This is a genomic window from Rhodococcus sp. OK302 (assembly GCF_002245895.1).
GTDB lineage: Bacteria > Actinomycetota > Actinomycetes > Mycobacteriales > Mycobacteriaceae > Rhodococcus_F.
Genome location: NZ_NPJZ01000001.1, coordinates 1,306,086 through 1,321,422 on the forward strand (window position 1 = coordinate 1,306,086; position 15,337 = coordinate 1,321,422).

The 15,337-nt window shown below is 60.2% G+C and carries 15 protein-coding genes, 1 tRNA gene and 1 other RNA gene; 13 read left to right on the top strand and 4 right to left on the bottom strand.

Annotation, left to right across the window (positions count from 1 at the left end; all coding sequences use genetic code 11):
• Positions 1-49: 49 nt before the first annotated feature.
• On the bottom strand, positions 50-724 hold the full coding sequence (locus BDB13_RS05875; RefSeq protein ID WP_094270819.1) for a response regulator transcription factor: 675 nt from the start codon (positions 722-724) through the stop codon (positions 50-52).
• Between the two features lie 125 nt (positions 725-849).
• Here BDB13_RS05875 and BDB13_RS05880 point away from each other — a divergent pair, with 125 nt between their 5' ends.
• Both BDB13_RS05880 and BDB13_RS05885 read left to right on the top strand, forming a co-directional pair.
• Positions 850-1,155, top strand: a complete 306-nt coding sequence (locus BDB13_RS05880; protein ID WP_094270820.1) for a DUF6191 domain-containing protein — start codon at positions 850-852, stop codon at positions 1,153-1,155.
• Positions 1,156-1,209: 54 nt separating this feature from the next.
• Complete coding sequence (locus BDB13_RS05885) at positions 1,210-1,497, top strand: hypothetical protein (RefSeq protein WP_141210617.1); 288 nt, start codon at positions 1,210-1,212, stop codon at positions 1,495-1,497.
• A gap of 91 nt (positions 1,498-1,588) precedes the next feature.
• Here the strand turns inward: BDB13_RS05885 and BDB13_RS05890 are convergent.
• Positions 1,589-1,676, bottom strand: a tRNA-Ser gene (locus BDB13_RS05890).
• A gap of 124 nt (positions 1,677-1,800) precedes the next feature.
• On the opposite strand from BDB13_RS05890, the gene ffs reads away from it, so the two are divergent.
• The 4 genes from ffs to BDB13_RS05910 all read left to right on the top strand — a co-directional run bounded on the left by ffs (position 1,801) and on the right by BDB13_RS05910 (position 5,268).
• An RNA gene (ffs, locus tag BDB13_RS05895) (signal recognition particle sRNA small type) lies at positions 1,801-1,900 on the top strand.
• 43 nt (positions 1,901-1,943) lie between these two features.
• Positions 1,944-3,236 carry an aminotransferase class I/II-fold pyridoxal phosphate-dependent enzyme gene (locus BDB13_RS05900; RefSeq protein ID WP_094270822.1) on the top strand — a complete coding sequence of 431 codons (1,293 nt, stop codon included), beginning with the start codon at positions 1,944-1,946 and terminating at the stop codon, positions 3,234-3,236.
• A gap of 97 nt (positions 3,237-3,333) precedes the next feature.
• Complete coding sequence (locus tag BDB13_RS05905; RefSeq protein ID WP_094270823.1) at positions 3,334-4,674, top strand: glycosyltransferase 87 family protein; 1,341 nt, start codon at positions 3,334-3,336, stop codon at positions 4,672-4,674.
• An 18-nt stretch (positions 4,675-4,692) separates the two neighbouring features.
• Complete coding sequence (locus tag BDB13_RS05910; protein WP_094270824.1) at positions 4,693-5,268, top strand: HhH-GPD-type base excision DNA repair protein; 576 nt, start codon at positions 4,693-4,695, stop codon at positions 5,266-5,268.
• Between the two features lie 7 nt (positions 5,269-5,275).
• Here BDB13_RS05910 and BDB13_RS05915 read toward each other — a convergent pair whose 3' ends face one another.
• On the bottom strand, positions 5,276-6,175 hold the full coding sequence (locus tag BDB13_RS05915) for a LysR substrate-binding domain-containing protein (protein WP_094270825.1): 900 nt from the start codon (positions 6,173-6,175) through the stop codon (positions 5,276-5,278).
• 152 nt (positions 6,176-6,327) lie between these two features.
• On the opposite strand from BDB13_RS05915, the gene BDB13_RS05920 reads away from it, so the two are divergent.
• On the top strand, positions 6,328-7,332 hold the full coding sequence (locus BDB13_RS05920; RefSeq protein WP_254922997.1) for a YeiH family protein: 1,005 nt from the start codon (positions 6,328-6,330) through the stop codon (positions 7,330-7,332).
• A gap of 5 nt (positions 7,333-7,337) precedes the next feature.
• On the opposite strand, the gene BDB13_RS05925 is transcribed toward BDB13_RS05920, so the two are convergent.
• Complete coding sequence (locus BDB13_RS05925; RefSeq protein WP_094270827.1) at positions 7,338-8,339, bottom strand: AraC family transcriptional regulator; 1,002 nt, start codon at positions 8,337-8,339, stop codon at positions 7,338-7,340.
• A 199-nt stretch (positions 8,340-8,538) separates the two neighbouring features.
• Here BDB13_RS05925 and BDB13_RS05930 point away from each other — a divergent pair, with 199 nt between their 5' ends.
• From BDB13_RS05930 to BDB13_RS05955, 6 genes are all read left to right on the top strand, one after another.
• Complete coding sequence (locus BDB13_RS05930) at positions 8,539-9,510, top strand: quinone oxidoreductase family protein (RefSeq protein WP_094270828.1); 972 nt, start codon at positions 8,539-8,541, stop codon at positions 9,508-9,510.
• A 26-nt stretch (positions 9,511-9,536) separates the two neighbouring features.
• The gene (locus BDB13_RS05935; protein ID WP_094270829.1) at positions 9,537-10,427 is read left to right on the top strand and encodes a TauD/TfdA dioxygenase family protein; all 891 of its coding nucleotides are present in this window, start codon (positions 9,537-9,539) and stop codon (positions 10,425-10,427) included.
• A gap of 49 nt (positions 10,428-10,476) precedes the next feature.
• On the top strand, positions 10,477-11,532 hold the full coding sequence (locus tag BDB13_RS05940) for a 3-keto-5-aminohexanoate cleavage protein (RefSeq protein ID WP_094270830.1): 1,056 nt from the start codon (positions 10,477-10,479) through the stop codon (positions 11,530-11,532).
• Positions 11,533-11,660: 128 nt separating this feature from the next.
• Positions 11,661-12,230: an RBBP9/YdeN family alpha/beta hydrolase gene (locus tag BDB13_RS05945; RefSeq protein ID WP_094270831.1), complete on the top strand. Its 570-nt coding sequence runs from the start codon at positions 11,661-11,663 to the stop codon at positions 12,228-12,230.
• Positions 12,231-12,333: 103 nt separating this feature from the next.
• Positions 12,334-13,599, top strand: coding sequence for an MFS transporter (locus tag BDB13_RS05950; protein ID WP_254922726.1), 1,266 nt, complete (start codon positions 12,334-12,336; stop codon positions 13,597-13,599).
• Between the two features lie 134 nt (positions 13,600-13,733).
• The gene (locus tag BDB13_RS05955; RefSeq protein WP_094270833.1) at positions 13,734-15,314 is read left to right on the top strand and encodes a long-chain-fatty-acid--CoA ligase; all 1,581 of its coding nucleotides are present in this window, start codon (positions 13,734-13,736) and stop codon (positions 15,312-15,314) included.
• Positions 15,315-15,337: the final 23 nt, after the last annotated feature.

Consider the following 15,337-nt stretch of genomic DNA (forward strand, 5'->3'; position numbering starts at 1 on the left):
AGAGATATCGCCCAGGACGGGGACGCGACGGTTCGCTACCGTGCGGTGTTCAGTCGACCGGGCCGAAACGGTAGCCGAACCCGCGCACAGTTTTGATGTAATTCGGTCGGGCAGAGTCGGATTCGATCTTCGCTCGCAGGCTCTGAATATTGGCGTCGACGGCTCGGGTCTTGGCGGAGGTCGATTCGCCCCAGACATTCGCGAGAAGCTGATCCCGGGAGTAGACGTGGCCCGGGCGTCCCGACATTTCGAGAAGCACGCGCAATTCTGTTCGGGTCAAATCTAATTGGCGACCGCCGACAGACGCGGTCATGGCGCGTCGGTCGATCTGTAATTCGCCGTGGCGTTCGCGTTTGTCCGTGCGCGGCGCCGGCGTCGTCCGCAGCAGTGAGGTGACACGAAAATCGAGATCCCGGGCGCTGACCGGGCTCACCGCAAAATCAGACGCCACCCGAGTGGGCGCGTCCTCGATGTCCTCTGATGATTCGACGACCATGATGATCGGAATTTCACTGCGAAGCCGAATTTGGCGCGCAACTTCGAAGCCGTCGATATCGGGGAGTGACAGGTCGAGTACAGCGACATCGAAGCTATCGGTGCCAAGGGCGTCGAGACTGTGACGACCTGATCCGAACAAATGGACCGTATGGCCGAAGAACGCGAGTTCGACGCCGAAAGTGTGGGTTGTGTCCGGCTGAGCTGTAGCCGCGAGAATCATGCTCATCGTGTGCTGTCCCCCCGTCGGTGCTGCGGGCAGCAACCTGAAAAATCCCCGATGTGAGTGTTCCAGACCACCGACGCTCTGGTCACTTCGGGTGCATTGTGCGTAGTGGCCGTTAAACTTGCTGGATGGGCACTGTCTTTGCGCTGACCCTTCCAGGGCTGTTGGTACTGCTGATCCTGTTCGCTTTTGCGGAAACCTTGTGGAATCGGCTCACTGGTGGCAGGGCGTTGCCGTGGACGCGGGGGCGTACCTCACGGCCGGTGTCGGCGGCGGGATTCGAGGAAGTGGCGGCACTGTTCCAGGGTTCAAAGCATCACGAATTCGAGCAACGGCAGAGCGCGTTGATGCATCGCGAGGACGACGCCGAAGGCGAACCCGCGTGGGTTGCTGTCGATACCGAAACGAACACCGTGGTCTTGCGAACCCGCTGATATCGGCGTGAAAAGCTTGTCGCACAATGGTTTTTGTCGGCGAGCTTCAATCAGTTGGCCGCGACTTCGGGGATCGTAGTCTCCGAATCCCTGATCGCGGCGCAGGTTGTCGAAGAAATGCTTCGTCCAACGTGGCCGCACTGGGTCGTTCCTGACATCGATGACACGGCCATCGAGTACCCGCCGTACACGTCGGCGGTCGACTTCTACGCAATTGATCGAGAGCTCGGAAATCGTGTGGGGATCCGGTTGGTCGAGATTCTCGCAGCCAGAGGCATTCATGCTCGCGCCGAGGATGACGTCGAGACAGATCTGGCGATTGCAGGCGATTGCAGAGGGTAGACAGTTGCCTCATGGCGTGCTCCACCTGCTCCATGAAGGCAAAAAAGAACCCCCTGTGAACTGCTTCTCGGCAGTTCACAGGGGGTTTCCCTGGCGGAGGATAGGGGATTTGAACCCCTGAGGGCGTTAACCCAACCCGCGTTCCAGGCGAGCGCCATAGGCCACTAGGCGAATCCTCCGTGGAGTAGCATACCCAACAGTTGACGATAAGCGTTAAACGGGTACCTGACCTGCGCTGATGCAATGAAATTGGCCGTAATGGCGGGTGGTGTGCGGTGTACCCCCGGAGCCGTCTACACTGTTCATTGGATCCCGCGCGGCGCGCATCCTGTGAACTCCCCCAGGGCCGGAAGGCAGCAAGGGTCAACGGGCTCTGCCGGGTGCGCGGGGTCCTCTATTTTTTTCATATATCCCGACCCCGCCTCGTCGGTGAAAGGCCGCTCCGGATGCCTATCCAAACCCAGATCGGGTTGATGAGCCCTGAAGAACTCACCTCCGAGCATGAGAGTCAGAGCGCGAAGTACACGCAGCTCCAGGCTCAGAAGCTCGCACTCGATCTGACTCGCGGTAAGCCTTCGCCCGAGCAACTCGACCTTTCCGCAGCGTTGTTGACGCTGCCCGGCGACGGTGATTTCCGTGACGGAAGCGGTACTGACTGCCGCAACTACGGTGGCTTGACGGGCTTGCCGGAACTGCGTGCCATCTTCGGTGAACTGCTCGGCATTCCGGTTGCCAACCTCCTGGCCGGCAACAATGCGAGCCTCGAGATCATGCACGACAACGTGGTGTTCTCGCTGCTCCACGGCACTCCTGATTCGGCGCAGCCGTGGTCGCGCGAAGAGAAGGTCAAGTTCCTCTGCCCCGCGCCGGGTTACGACCGCCACTTCGCAATCACCGAGTCGTTGGGCATCGAGATGATTTCGATCCCGATGAACCACGACGGCCCGGATGTCGTCAAGATCGCCGAGTTGGTTGCTGCAGATCCGCAGATCAAGGGCATGTGGGTTGTTCCGGTGTACGCCAACCCGACCGGGGCCGTGTATTCGGAAGAAATTGTGCGCACTCTGGCTTCGATGCCCGCCGCAGCACCTGATTTCCGTCTGTACTGGGACAACGCTTACGCGGTGCATCCGCTGTTCGGCGAGATCGCGCCGTCCTATGACGTTCTTTCGATGGCTGCCGAGGCCGGGCATCCCAACCGGCCGTTGGTGTTCGCATCGACGTCCAAGATTACTTTTGCCGGCGCCGGCGTGAGCTTCTTCGGCAGTTCGGCCGAGAACCTTGCTTGGTACCAGAAGTTCCTGGGCAAGAAGAGTATCGGCCCGGACAAGGTAAATCAGCTCCGCCACCTGCGCTTCTTCGGCAATGCGGACGGTGTTCGTGCGCATATGGAGAAGCATCGCGAGTTGCTTGCACCCAAGTTCGAGTTGGTTCTGAAGATCCTCGAGGATCGGTTGGGTGCGTCGAAGGTCGCGTCGTGGACCGAGCCCAAGGGGGGCTACTTCATCAGCCTCGACGTCATCGACGGCACGGCTAAGCGCGTCATCGAACTCGCTAAAAATGCTGGTATCGCGCTCACAGCGGCCGGTTCGGCGTTCCCGTACAGCGTGGATCCGGATGACCGGAACATTCGTTTGGCTCCGAGTTTCCCGTCGCTCGGGGATCTCGAGGTCGCGATGGACGGCGTCGCAACGTGTGTTCTGCTGGCGGCTACAGAATCGCGACTTGCTGAGAACTGAGCTACTGAAAACGGCGTGCCCGGTCGGTATTTCCGGTCATTTCTTGTAGCGTTCGGTTCACAAGTACCCGACAGATGATGCAAACCCGGAGGTTGTAGTGACGGGCGAAATCAGCGGTTCGGAAAGTTCTGGGCTCGAAGCGAGTTCGGTGGGAGAGTCGGACGTTCCACAGCAGAGTAAGCGTCGACTGCGGGTAGGTGTGATCGGTTTTGCCGTTCTCACGGTGCTGGCGATCGCTTCTGTGCTGATGGTTCTGTGCGGCGTCCCGATGGATGCAATCTATTGGGGAATCTTCCACAATTTCCTCGATCTCGACGTCTACCGCCACGGCGGGAGTTTTGTGGTCCAGGGGCTTCCGTTGTACGACGGTCCCGTCTTCAAAGGCATGATGTTCACGTACACGCCGTTTGCGGGAATCCTGTTCACGGTGTGGGCGGTGCTCACGTTTCAACAGGCGATCGTCGTCTGGTCGGTCCTCAATGTTGCGGCACTCTTCGCGGTAATCGTGTTGTGCTGGAAGTATCTCGGCTATCGTCTCGACGCCAAGGCGTATGCCGTGAGTGTGTTGGCCACGGTCATCTTCCTGTTCATGGAGCCGGTACGTACGACGCTCTGGCTGGGGCAGATAAATATCTTCCTGTTGCTGTTGATCGTGTGGGACTTGGGTCGGGACGAGAAGAGTCGCCTTCGGGGGATCGGTGCCGGGATCGCTGCGGGCGTGAAGCTGACGCCGGCGTTCTTCTGGGCGTATCTGTTCGTCACGAAGCAGTGGCGCGCGCTGGTGACAGCGGTTCTGACCTTTGCGGCGACTGTGGCTCTGGGTTTCATCGTGATGTACCACGATGCGTATACGTACTGGACCGGCACACTGTTCGACAGTGAGCGCGTCGGGCGCTCGGATGCGCCCAGCAATCAGTCGGTGTCCGGTTTGATCGCTCGACTCACGCATACTCCGGAACCGTCGCAGGTGCTGGTTCTGGGTCTGAGTGCGCTGGCAGCGTGCTTGGGGCTGGGCGCTGCGTGGGTTGCCTATCGGCAAGGACAGAAGCTGCTCGGTATTACCCTGACCGGGCTTACAGCCACTGTGGTGTCGCCCTTTTCCTGGGGCCATCATTGGGTGTGGTTCGTGCCGCTGGTGATTTTGGCTGCCCATTATGCGATGGCGTCGCGGAAGGCGTGGGCGTGGATTGCGCCGGTCGTGTTTCTGCTGCCGGTACTGAATTGGTCGCGTACCTGGTGGGATCCGACGGTATTTCCCGGCACCGACCGCTTTGTCGGTATGGGTCTGTTCATGCTTACAGTCCCGGATTATCTGAGCATCCTGACGGGTGCCATCTATCTGTGGGTGTTTGTCGTCGCTGCAGTGAGCACTCTGATCCTGTTCGGTTGGAAGAAGTGGGCAGTACCGGAGCCGGAAGCTGAAGTAACAGCCATCTGACGTGGCAAGATCGGACGCATGGCACTGAACCTGAATCTTGTGGGTGATCCCGAAGCCGATGCACTCCTGTCTGCGGATCCGCTGGCGCTGTTGCTCGGCATGCTCCTCGATCAGCAGGTTCCGATGGAGACAGCATTTCTGGGGCCGAAGAAGCTGGCCGATCGGATGGGCGGTCTCGACATCCACAGAATCGCCGACATGGACACTGACGAGTTCATCGCGATCTGCGCTCAAACACCCGCGGTGCACCGTTTCCCCAAGTCGATGGGGGAGCGCATTCAACTCGTGTGCCAGTACATCGTCGAAAACTACGACGGCGACACTGCGGCGATCTGGACGTCAGGTGACCCGGACGGCAAGACAGTGCTGAAGCGCCTCAAGGCGTTGCCCGGTTACGGAGATCAGAAAGCGCGAATCTTCCTGGCGCTCCTCGGAAAACAAATCGGTGTCCAGCCGGAGGGTTGGCGTGAGGCCGCTGGGGATTACGGACTCGACGGCTCGCGGCGCTCTATCGCCGATGTTGTCGACGAGCAGTCCTTGCTCGAGGTCCGTGAGTTCAAGAAGGCTGCGAAGGCAGCCGCAAAAGCGAAGTAGCGAGGCGCTACGCGCTGCGCATCCGGACAAGCTTCACCAAATCGCCGGCCGGCCCCTCGAGTTGACGCGGGGGGCGCCACACGGCGCGGAGGGTTCGGTCGAGTACGAGGCCGTCGACTTCGACTACTCGCAGTTCGCCGGTTTTCACTTGGTCGTTCACTGCCAGCGTGCTCAGTACCGCCGGACCGACGCCTCCCAGCACGCTGGTGCGGATCGCTGCCGAGCTTCCCAGTTCAAGCAAGGGTGCAGCACGTTCGTACTCTTGAAGTGCCAGGTCGAGCGTTGTTCTGGTTCCGGATCCGGGTTCGCGCACGAGTAGTGGTGTCGTGGCCAATTCAGGTGCGGTGAGCGGCTTGCGTCGGCGTGCCCAAGGATGCTCGGGGTGAACGACAACTACGAGCGAATCGCGGGCGACGGTAATGCTGTGTAGATGCCTTGGCGCGGTGGGGGATTCGATGAAACCGACGTCGCACGTTCCGGCATCGATCGCTTCGATGACGCGAGTCGAGTTGTAGACCTGAAGATGCACGGTCACATCTGGGTGCAATCCGCGAAAACTGCCAAGCCAGGCTGGGATCAGATGTTCTGCCACGGTCATGCTCGCGCAGACGGTCAGTTCTGCCGATCGTTCGGTCCGCATTCCCTCGGCGACGTCGAGAAGTTGTCTTGAATTGTCCAGCACCCGGCGAGCCCAGTGAACGATGACGGTCCCTTGTGGCGTCAACGTTGCGCCGGTGGATCGTCGATGGATTAGCGGCATGCCGAGCTGTCGTTCGAGAGCTTTGACTGCGCGGCTGGCGTTGGGTTGCGCGATGTGCGCGAGACGGCTTGCAGCGCTGAGACTTCCGTGGTCGTCAATGCCGATGAGTAGCTCGAGAGTGCTGAGATCCGGCCATCGTCGAGTCATGCGTTCAGGCTATACCTAGCCGTAGGGCCATATCGAATTGATATCTCGTGATAGCAAGAATCGATCTACCGCATTGCAGAAGTCTGGCGGACCCTGAAGAGGTGAACCGTGATGTGAAGACCGTGGCCGAAAAACAGGCCGTCGTTGCCGATGTGCCGCAACCTCACCGTTGGGCGGGCGTGACCGCGCTGGTGCCGGGTGTGGCGCTGTGTGCTGTCGGCGCAGTGGTCGCGTTGACGGTCGGTAGCTTCTTCGCCACGGTGAGTCCGTTGCTGATCGCCATTGTGGCCGGCGCTGTTCTCGCAAACCTGGTTACCCTCCCCGCGAATTTCCAGCCCGGACTGACCTTCTCGTCCAAGAGGTTGTTGCGTGTCGGTATTGCACTGCTCGGCTTGCAATTGATGTTCAGTGACATCCTGAACCTGGGCTGGGGCGTGATCGGTGTGGTCGTGGCGATCGTGGTTCTCGGTATCGCTGGAACAATGTATGCCGGAAAGCTTCTGGGGCTCTCGTGGACCCAGCGACTACTGATCGCCTGCGGTTTCTCGATCTGTGGTGCTGCTGCCGTTGCTGCCGCGGACGGAGTCGTCGACGCAAAAGAAGAAGAATTGCTCACGGCAGTAGCACTCGTTGTCATCTTCGGCACCTTGATGATTCCGACAATTCCGTTGTTGGCCAGAAGTTTCGGGATGAGTGACATCAGTGCCGGCATGTGGGCCGGCGGATCGATTCACGAGGTTGCGCAGGTTGTCGCTGCCGGTAGCGCCCTCGGTGCCACTGCGCTCGGTGTTGCAACCATCGTCAAGCTCGCGCGTGTGCTCATGTTGGCGCCGGTCATGGCATTCCTGAGTATTCGTCAGCGCTCCCTGTCCGACAATTCGAATCCGAATGTCAAACGGCCGCCGCTGGTTCCGTTCTTCACCCTGGCCTTCATCGGATTCATGGGACTGCGCTCGACGGGTCTTTTGCCCGAGGGCCTGCTCGCCGATGCCAAGATGGTTCAGACTGCCTTGTTGGCCGCCGCGATGTTCGGTTTGGGGCTCGGCGTGCGAATCAGTGTGATTCGTGGAGTGGGCGTACGTCCGTTCGTGCTGGCCGCAATTTCGACCGTCTGGGTGGCGACCATCGCCTACGTCGGGGTTGTGCTGGTCAGCTAGTACCTTCACATTTTGTGCGCGCTTCGCCAGGCGCTGGGGCTGACGTCGAACTCGTTGCGAAACCATCGTGAGAAACTGCCCTGGGTGGAGAACCCGAGGTGGACGGCGACCTCGGTCAGTGAATAGCGGGGATTCGATACAAAGCGTTCCGCGAGCGCACTGCGAACCGAATTGAGAACCCCGGTGAACGTCAGCTCGGATTCGGCGAGGTGGCGATGCAGCGTTCGACGATCAAACCCGAGACTTCGCGCAACGTGCTCGGCTGAACACCTCCCGGTCGGAAGTAGAACTTCGATCAATTCCTTTGTGCGACTCAGTGTGTCAGAGGATGTGGCAACGGGAAGTGAGTCGAGAAATTGTCGGGCGTAGGGACGCAGAAGTTCGTCGGACAGTTGGTTGGCTGCATCGAGATCGCTGGCGTAGAACACGATTCCGGTGAACTCGTGATCAAAATCCACTGCGTTGCCCAGAATTCTTCGGTGGGTGCTGGTGTCCTTCGGTGCGCTGTGCGTGAATCCGACGCTGACGGGTTGCCAGCGCGATCCGAGAAAACTCCGCAGGATCTGCAGGGTTGCTCCAACGGCGAGTTCGACGGTCTGCCGGGAGTCGACGGGTTCTCCGACCTCCAGTTCGATACGCAGGGTGGCGAGTCCGTTGACTTCGGTCAATCGAATTCGTAGTGCCTCGTTGTAGGTGTGCTCGTAACGCATGAGGACGTCCAACGCGCTTCTGACGTCGGGTTCCTCTCTGATGACGAGGCTGAGTGGTCCGAGGTTGGAGAGTCGGCGCAGTTCGGCCAGGAGTAGGCCGAAGTCTTCGTGTCCGGATGCCGCTGCGGACCGTTCGAGGAGTGTGGCAATCGAGGCTGCGGGCACCCATTGGTCGGGGATTGCCAGGCTGGCGGGTGTGAGATCGACACTCCGCATGAGTGTTACGGCGTCGATGTCTACCGAGTGGCAAAGGTCGACGTAGCGGTTGAGCGATGCGTAGCGGGCCAATGGCTTCATGGAGGATCCTCGGCTAGATGTCCCAAAATGACGTGTTGCGTGTCTCGTCAAGTTAAGCATGTGAGCCGGATCTCACCTAATCTGGTTCTCATCAGTTCGGCGCGATACCGAAGTCGATCACGATTCCCGGAACTTGTTGCGTACGAATACAGCTCGGCCGCTCGCGGCGTCGAGAATGTCCACAGAATTGGAGAGCATCATGGCGAACGCCATTCGATTCCATGAAATCGGTACCCCGTCTGTCATGCAATGGGAAGACGTGGAGGTAGGAGAGCCGGGTGCCGGTGAGGTCCGGATTCGGCACGAGGCGGTTGGCCTGAACTTTGCCGACACTTATTTCCGAAGTGGCCTCTACCCAGCGCAGCTACCGGCAGGAATGGGTGTCGAGGGCGCTGGTGTGATCGAGGCGGTCGGTTCCGGTGTCGATTTCAGTGTGGGGGACCGGGTGACGTACACCGGCAGTCCGCTCGGGGCGTACAGCACGGAACGCATCATGCCGGCCTCGGATCTGATTGCGCTGCCTGACGGCATTGCTTTCGACACCGCTGCAGCGATGACCATGCGAGGATTGACCGCCGCGTACCTCCTGCGTCGCATCTACCCGCTCAAGGCCGGTGACACCGTTCTTTTGCACGCAGCTGCCGGCGGCGTGGGACTCATCTTCACCCAGTGGGCAAAACTGCTGGGAGTCAAGGTGATCGGTACTGTTTCCACTGACGAGAAGGCTGCTGTTGCTCGCGCCCATGGCTGCGACGAGGTCATCATCTACACCCGTGAAGACGTCGTAGCCAGAGTCAGAGAGATCACCGGCGGTGTCGGAGTGCCGGTTGTGTACGACAGCATCGGGCAGTCCACATTCGATATTTCGCTCGATTCGCTGGCGCGCCGCGGACTGCTGGTGTGCTTCGGTACCGCATCCGGTCCGACGCCGCCGATCAACGCAATGCAGTTGGCGGTCAAGGGATCTCTCTTCGTAACCCGTCCGGCTCTCGCTGATTACATCGCAGACCCGGCGGAGCGTGCCGAACTGGCAGGCGAACTCTTCTCGCACGTCGAAGCTGGTCGCATCAAGATCGAAATCAATCAGCGCTACGCACTCGAAGATGCGGTGCGCGCGCACCACGATATGGAATCCGGCCGCAGCATCGGGTCGTCCGTCTTTTCCGTCTGAGAATAAGCGCCTGTAGAGGACTTGTCATGAACAACACCGCAACGCTGAACAAGACGACCGCCAGTTCGATCACCGTCCAAAAGCTGACTTGCTCCATCGGTGCCGAGTTGTCGGGAGTAGACCTCGGTGAGGTCTCCCGCGACGACGCATTGTTTGCCGAAATCAGGTCGCTGCTGCTCGAACACAAGGTTCTGTTCTTCCGCGATCAGGATTTCAGCAGGACCGAACACGTAGAGCTTGCACAGCGTTTCGGTGAACTCGAGGATCACCCTGCGCTGGGTAGCGATCCCGAGCATCCCGGTTTGGTTCGCATCTACAAGGATCTCGACAGCCCTCCCGAACACTTCGAGAATGCCTACCATTGCGACGCCACCTGGCGCGTGAACCCGCCCATGGGTTGTGTACTCCGTTGTGTGGAAACACCTCCCGTCGGTGGTGACACCATCTGGGTGAACATGGCTCTGGCTTACGAGAACCTGCCGGCCGCGGTCAAGGAACAGATCAAGGATCTGAGGGCTCGGCACAGTATCGAGTCGACCTTCGGGGCGCGGATGCCGATCGAGCAGCGCCACGAGCTCAATCAACGCTTCCCGGATGCCGAACATCCTGTTGTCCGAACGCATCCCGAGACCGGCGAGAAGATTCTCTTTGTCAACTCGTTTGCAACGCACCTTGTCAATTACCACACGCCGGAGAACATTCGATACGGTGTCGATTTTGCTCCGGGCGCGAGCAATCTCCTCAACTACCTGGCGAGCCAGGCGCAGATTCCCGAGTATCAAGTCCGGTGGCGTTGGACCAAGAACAGCGTCGCGATCTGGGATAATCGATCGACGCAACACTATGCGGTGCAGGACTATTGGCCTGCAGTTCGAAAGATGGAGCGCGCCGGAATAGTCGGCGACGCACCGTTCTGATCTTTTGTATCGACTGAAATTTCACGTACTTTCCGATTGGAGTCACGTTATGCATTTCCACGACGACGCACTGTTCCCCGAGGTCCAGGACAAGCTGGTCATCACCGTCGCACCGTACGGCCCGGAGTGGGCGGTCGAGGACTTCCCCGAGGACCTGCCCCTGACGATGGATGAGCATGTCCAGCAGGCGGTGGACTGCTTCGAAGCCGGCGCGACCGTGCTCCATATTCATGTCCGTGAGCTCGACGGAAAGGGCTCCAAGCGGCTCTCGAAGTTCAACGAACTGCTCGGCCGCCTCCGCGAAGCGGTGCCGGACATGATCCTGCAGGTCGGCGGCTCGATCTCCTTCGCTCCGGAAGGTGAAGGGGCAGATGCGAAGTGGCTGTCCGACGATGTCCGCCACATGTTGGCGACGTTGGATCCGGCACCGGACCAGGTGACGATCGCGATCAACACCAGCCAGATGAACATCATGGACCTGATGACCCCGGGCGATATCAAGGGCACCTCGCTGGAGAACGCGGATCTGGCCCACACGTACCGGGAGATGGTTGTCCCGGCCGGCCCCGAGTGGGTCGAGGAACACCTGCGCCGCCTGCAGGCCGCGGGAATCCAGCCGCACTTCCAGCTTTCCAGCATTCCGCAGCTCGAGACGGTGGAACGGTTGATCCGCCGCGGTTTCTACACCGGTCCGTTGAACCTGACCTGGGTGGCGATCGGCGGCGGTTTCGACGGTCCGAATCCGTACAACATGATGGAGTTCATCCGCCGGGTTCCGGACGGTGCGTGCTTGACGCTCGAAACATTGATGCGCAGTGTATTGCCGGTGAACACGATGGCGATCGCCATGGGTCTGCACCCGCGTTGCGGCAACGAGGACAACCTGTGGGCGCCGTCGGGCGAGGTCAAGATCACCTCCGCGGAGCAGGTGCGTCAGCTGGTGCGGGTGGCGAACGAGCTGGGCCGGGAGGTGGCTACTGCGAAGGAAGCCCGCGACATCTACCGGATCGGTGAGACGTACGCGGATGCTGATGAGACGTTGGCGCGGTTGGGGTATGCGCCGAATCGTCGTGCGGGTCAGCTCGGTTTCACCCAGCACGACTGAGTTCATGTAGATGAGGGACAGAGTTCGGGGGTATGGAGGGTGACCTTCATGCCCCCGAACTTTGTTCGTCCCCAGAAGCTGCACAGGCAGTCATTGTCAACTGACACAACAGAAGTACGGAGTTCCTGATGATCGAATCACCGACGGTAGTGCTGGTCCCGGGTCTACGTGACCACGTCGAGGATCACTGGCAGACGCACCTCGAGAAGAAACTCGACAAAGTGCGGTCTGTTCCGCCGCTCGAACACGACAAACTCAGCCGCGATTCGCGCGTTGCCGCATTGGATGCGGTGCTCTCTGACATTGAGGGACCTGTTGTCCTGGTGGCGCATAGCGCGGGTGTGATGATCACAGCGCACTGGGCCCGGCAACACAGTCGCCCGATCGCCGGGGCTCTTCTTGTCACACCGCCGGATTTCGACTTTCCGATGGGGGAGCCGTATCCGACGCAGGAACAGTTGCAGGACAACGGATGGATGCCGGTACCGCGGCAGCGCCTGCCGTTCCCCAGCACGGTCGCGGCTAGCCGCAACGATCCGCTGGCGGACTATCGTCGAGTAGTCGGTCTGGCGGAAGGATGGGGCAGCCAGGTGCTCGATCTCGGCGAGGTAGGACACCTGAATCCCGCTGCGGGGTACGGATACTGGCCGCGGGCCGAGGAATTGGTCCAAGACCTGATCGACAAGGCCCGGGAGTGACAGTGATCGGCAAGGCGCGAGGTTCCGTCCGCCGGCCGTCTGAACAGGAGTGCTGATGGCGCTGAAAATGCAAGTGGACGAACATAAAAGACGATCGACTGAGATGAAGGCCGCGTCAAGGGCGTTTCCCTGGATCGTCTTCGTGTTGATTTCCGGGCTGATGATGTCGGACTACATGTCCCGGCAAGTTCTCAGCGCGGTATTTCCGCTGTTGAAGCTGGAGTGGGGACTGTCTGACTCTCAACTTGCCTCGCTCACAAGCGTAGTCGCGCTGATCGTCGGTGTGCTTGCTCTGCCGTTGTCTCTCCTTGCGGATCGGTGGGGGCGTGTTCGCAGTGTGGTTCTCATGGCGGTCGTGTGGAGTGTCGCGACACTCCTGAGCGCAGCGGCCACCAGTTACGGCCAAATGTTCGGTGCCCGTCTGCTTCTCGGGTTCGGTGAGGCGGCCTATGCGAGTGTCGGTATGGCGGTCATGCTCAGCATGTTCGCTCCTCGTCTGCACGCCTCGCTTAGTGGCGCGTTCATGGCTTCCACGTACTTCGGATCGGTAATCGGCGTTGCGCTCGGTGGCATAGTCGCGGATCGCTTCGGATGGCGGTCGGCGTTTGTCTTCATGGCAGTAGTCGGCCTCGTACTTGCCCTCATCCTGCGGATCGTGGTTACCGAAGGGCGCATCGACAAGAACCGGGCGGACGACCCCGACGTCGCTGTCACGACAAGTTCAGACACTGCGCGAGCGCCTCTCTCGAGTCTGTTCAACAACCTTTCGCTGATGTGTGTGTACATCGGTGGGGGTCTTCAACTCTTCGTCTCCGGAGTTCTGCTCGTGTGGTTGCCGAGTTTCTTCAACCGCTACTACGACATGGAGGCAAGTGCTGCTGGACTCGCCTCTTCCGGTTTCGTACTGCTGATCGGCGCCGGAATGGTGCTGTGCGGTATCGGGGCAGACCGGATCAGCCGCGACAATCCGGCGCGTCGATGGCTCGCTGCGGTGACGTACCCGGCGATCTCGCTCGCCACACTGTTTATCGGGTTCGGACTCGATACCGGGCCGGTGCAGTTGGTGCTGATCGGGATCGGAGCCTTCTTCTGCTCGGGCGCGGCCGGCGCTGTCACCGCGATCACCGCCAGCCTCACTCATCCTTCCATTCGTGCATCGGCGTTCGGCGTCGGGACCTTGTCCAACAACATCTTCGGTCTGGCGTTGGGTCCCCTCGTCGTCGGATTTGTGTCCGACAGACTAGGTCTGCTGGGTGCCTTGCAGTGGATTCCGTTCGCCTACGTCATCGCGATAGTGATTCTGCTGATCGGACGGCGCCACTACGCCGGCGGACTGAGCAAGCTGGCTGAGGTGAGCCTGAAGCCGTGAGTTGGGGTCATCTCAGGTTGGCTGCGTACGCTTGAAGCGTGTGTAGTTGACCTACTAGGTCAAGGGGGCATGGAGCGGAGACGCCCATGCCCCCGAACGTTGTTCGCTCGAAATCAAGTGAAAGAGAAGTCGTAATGCTCAACCTTGCTGTCTTGCTGGAAGATTCCGCCCGTCGGTATCCTGATCGCGACGCGCTTGTCCTCGGAGACAAGCGACTGACGTATGCGCAGGTGAACGCGCAGGCAAATCGGATCGCGCATCTGTTGGTTTCACGTGGCGTGGAACCGGGTGACAAGGTGGCGCTGTCCTGCCCGAATATCCTCGCGTTCCCGATCGTGTACAACGGCATCCTCAAGGCGGGTGCGATTGTCGTACCGCTCAACGTGATGCTCAAGGAACGTGAAATCGCGTACCACCTCACTGATTCCGAGGCGAAGGTCTACTTCTGCTTCGAGGGTAGCCCCGAGATGCCGATCGGTCAGTACGGACACGGCGGATTCGAGCAGACGGCGACCTGCCGCGACATGATTCTGATCAGCGCCGCGGAGGGTGCGCCCTCGTCGATTCCCGGAGTCGAGACGCTCGAGGATGCGCTGGGTGCTCTGCCTGACTCGACCGACCAGTTCGATTCGGTTGTGCGCGAACCCACTGATGGCGCAGTGATCCTCTACACCAGTGGAACCACCGGAAAGCCCAAGGGTGCCGAGCTCACGCACTCCAACATGGTGCTCAACGCGCTCTCGGCAAACCGACTGTTCGAGAGCACCCCAACACAACTCGATCGATGCCTGATCACACTCCCGCTGTTCCACTCCTTCGGGCAGACCGTCGCCATGAACTCCGCGATCTCGGTGGGCTCGACCCTGGTACTGGTGCCGCGGTTCGACGCTGCAGGTGCACTGGCATTGATGGAGCGCGAGAACATCACCGTCTTTGCCGGCGTACCCACCATGTACTGGGGACTTCTCGGCGCGCTCGACGGTGCAAACGTGGATGTCGAGAAGATCGCGCGGAACATGCGCAAGGCGGTCTCCGGTGGCGCCGCACTGCCCGTCGAGATTCTGACGCGATTCAAGGAGCGCTTCGGGGTTCAAATCCTCGAAGGGTACGGGCTGTCCGAGACCTCTCCGTTGGCGTTGTTCAGCGACCCCGAGCGTGACCCCCGGCCAGGTTCGATCGGTGTGCCGGTCTGGGGTATCGAGGCACGTCTTGTCGACGCGGACTGGAACACCGTTTCCGGCCCGGATGTGGTGGGGGAACTCGCTATTCGTGGCCACAACATCATGAAGGGTTACTGCAACCGTCCCGAAGCCACAGCGGAGGTTATGCGCAACGGCTGGTTCCGGACCGGTGACCTGGCGCGAGTCGACGAGGACGGCTTCTTCTACATCGTCGACCGCGCGAAGGACATGATCGTGCGTGGTGGATTCAATGTCTATCCCCGTGAGGTCGAAGAAGTTCTGCTGAGTCACGAGGCCGTGTCACTGGTCGCGGTGATCGGGGTTCCCGACGAACGCCACGGTGAAGAAGTTGTGGCCTTCGTCATTCTCGAGCCGACTGCGCAGATTACCGAAGCGGAACTTGTCGCCTGGTCGAAAGAGCAGATGGCAGCGTACAAGTATCCGCGTCGTGTGGAATTTGTTCCGACGCTTCCGATGACCGCTACCGGAAAGATTCTCAAGCGAGAACTCGGTGCGGTACAGGCGCTTCTGTAACAAGAATGCAAACGGGCCCCTAC

What these genes read in the sequence shown, in the direction of transcription:
- BDB13_RS05875 (WP_094270819.1), bottom strand. Translation starts at nt 724, where the DNA reads ATGAGCATGATTCTCGCGGCTACAGCTCAGCCGGACACAACCCACACT.
- BDB13_RS05880 (WP_094270820.1), top strand. Translation starts at nt 850, where the DNA reads ATGGGCACTGTCTTTGCGCTGACCCTTCCAGGGCTGTTGGTACTGCTG.
- BDB13_RS05900 (WP_094270822.1), top strand. Translation starts at nt 1,944, where the DNA reads ATGCCTATCCAAACCCAGATCGGGTTGATGAGCCCTGAAGAACTCACC.
- BDB13_RS05910 (WP_094270824.1), top strand. Translation starts at nt 4,693, where the DNA reads ATGGCACTGAACCTGAATCTTGTGGGTGATCCCGAAGCCGATGCACTC.
- BDB13_RS05915 (WP_094270825.1), bottom strand. Translation starts at nt 6,175, where the DNA reads ATGACTCGACGATGGCCGGATCTCAGCACTCTCGAGCTACTCATCGGC.
- BDB13_RS05925 (WP_094270827.1), bottom strand. Translation starts at nt 8,339, where the DNA reads ATGAAGCCATTGGCCCGCTACGCATCGCTCAACCGCTACGTCGACCTT.
- BDB13_RS05930 (WP_094270828.1), top strand. Translation starts at nt 8,539, where the DNA reads ATGGCGAACGCCATTCGATTCCATGAAATCGGTACCCCGTCTGTCATG.
- BDB13_RS05935 (WP_094270829.1), top strand. Translation starts at nt 9,537, where the DNA reads ATGAACAACACCGCAACGCTGAACAAGACGACCGCCAGTTCGATCACC.
- BDB13_RS05940 (WP_094270830.1), top strand. Translation starts at nt 10,477, where the DNA reads ATGCATTTCCACGACGACGCACTGTTCCCCGAGGTCCAGGACAAGCTG.
- BDB13_RS05945 (WP_094270831.1), top strand. Translation starts at nt 11,661, where the DNA reads ATGATCGAATCACCGACGGTAGTGCTGGTCCCGGGTCTACGTGACCAC.
- BDB13_RS05950 (WP_254922726.1), top strand. Translation starts at nt 12,334, where the DNA reads ATGAAGGCCGCGTCAAGGGCGTTTCCCTGGATCGTCTTCGTGTTGATT.
- BDB13_RS05955 (WP_094270833.1), top strand. Translation starts at nt 13,734, where the DNA reads ATGCTCAACCTTGCTGTCTTGCTGGAAGATTCCGCCCGTCGGTATCCT.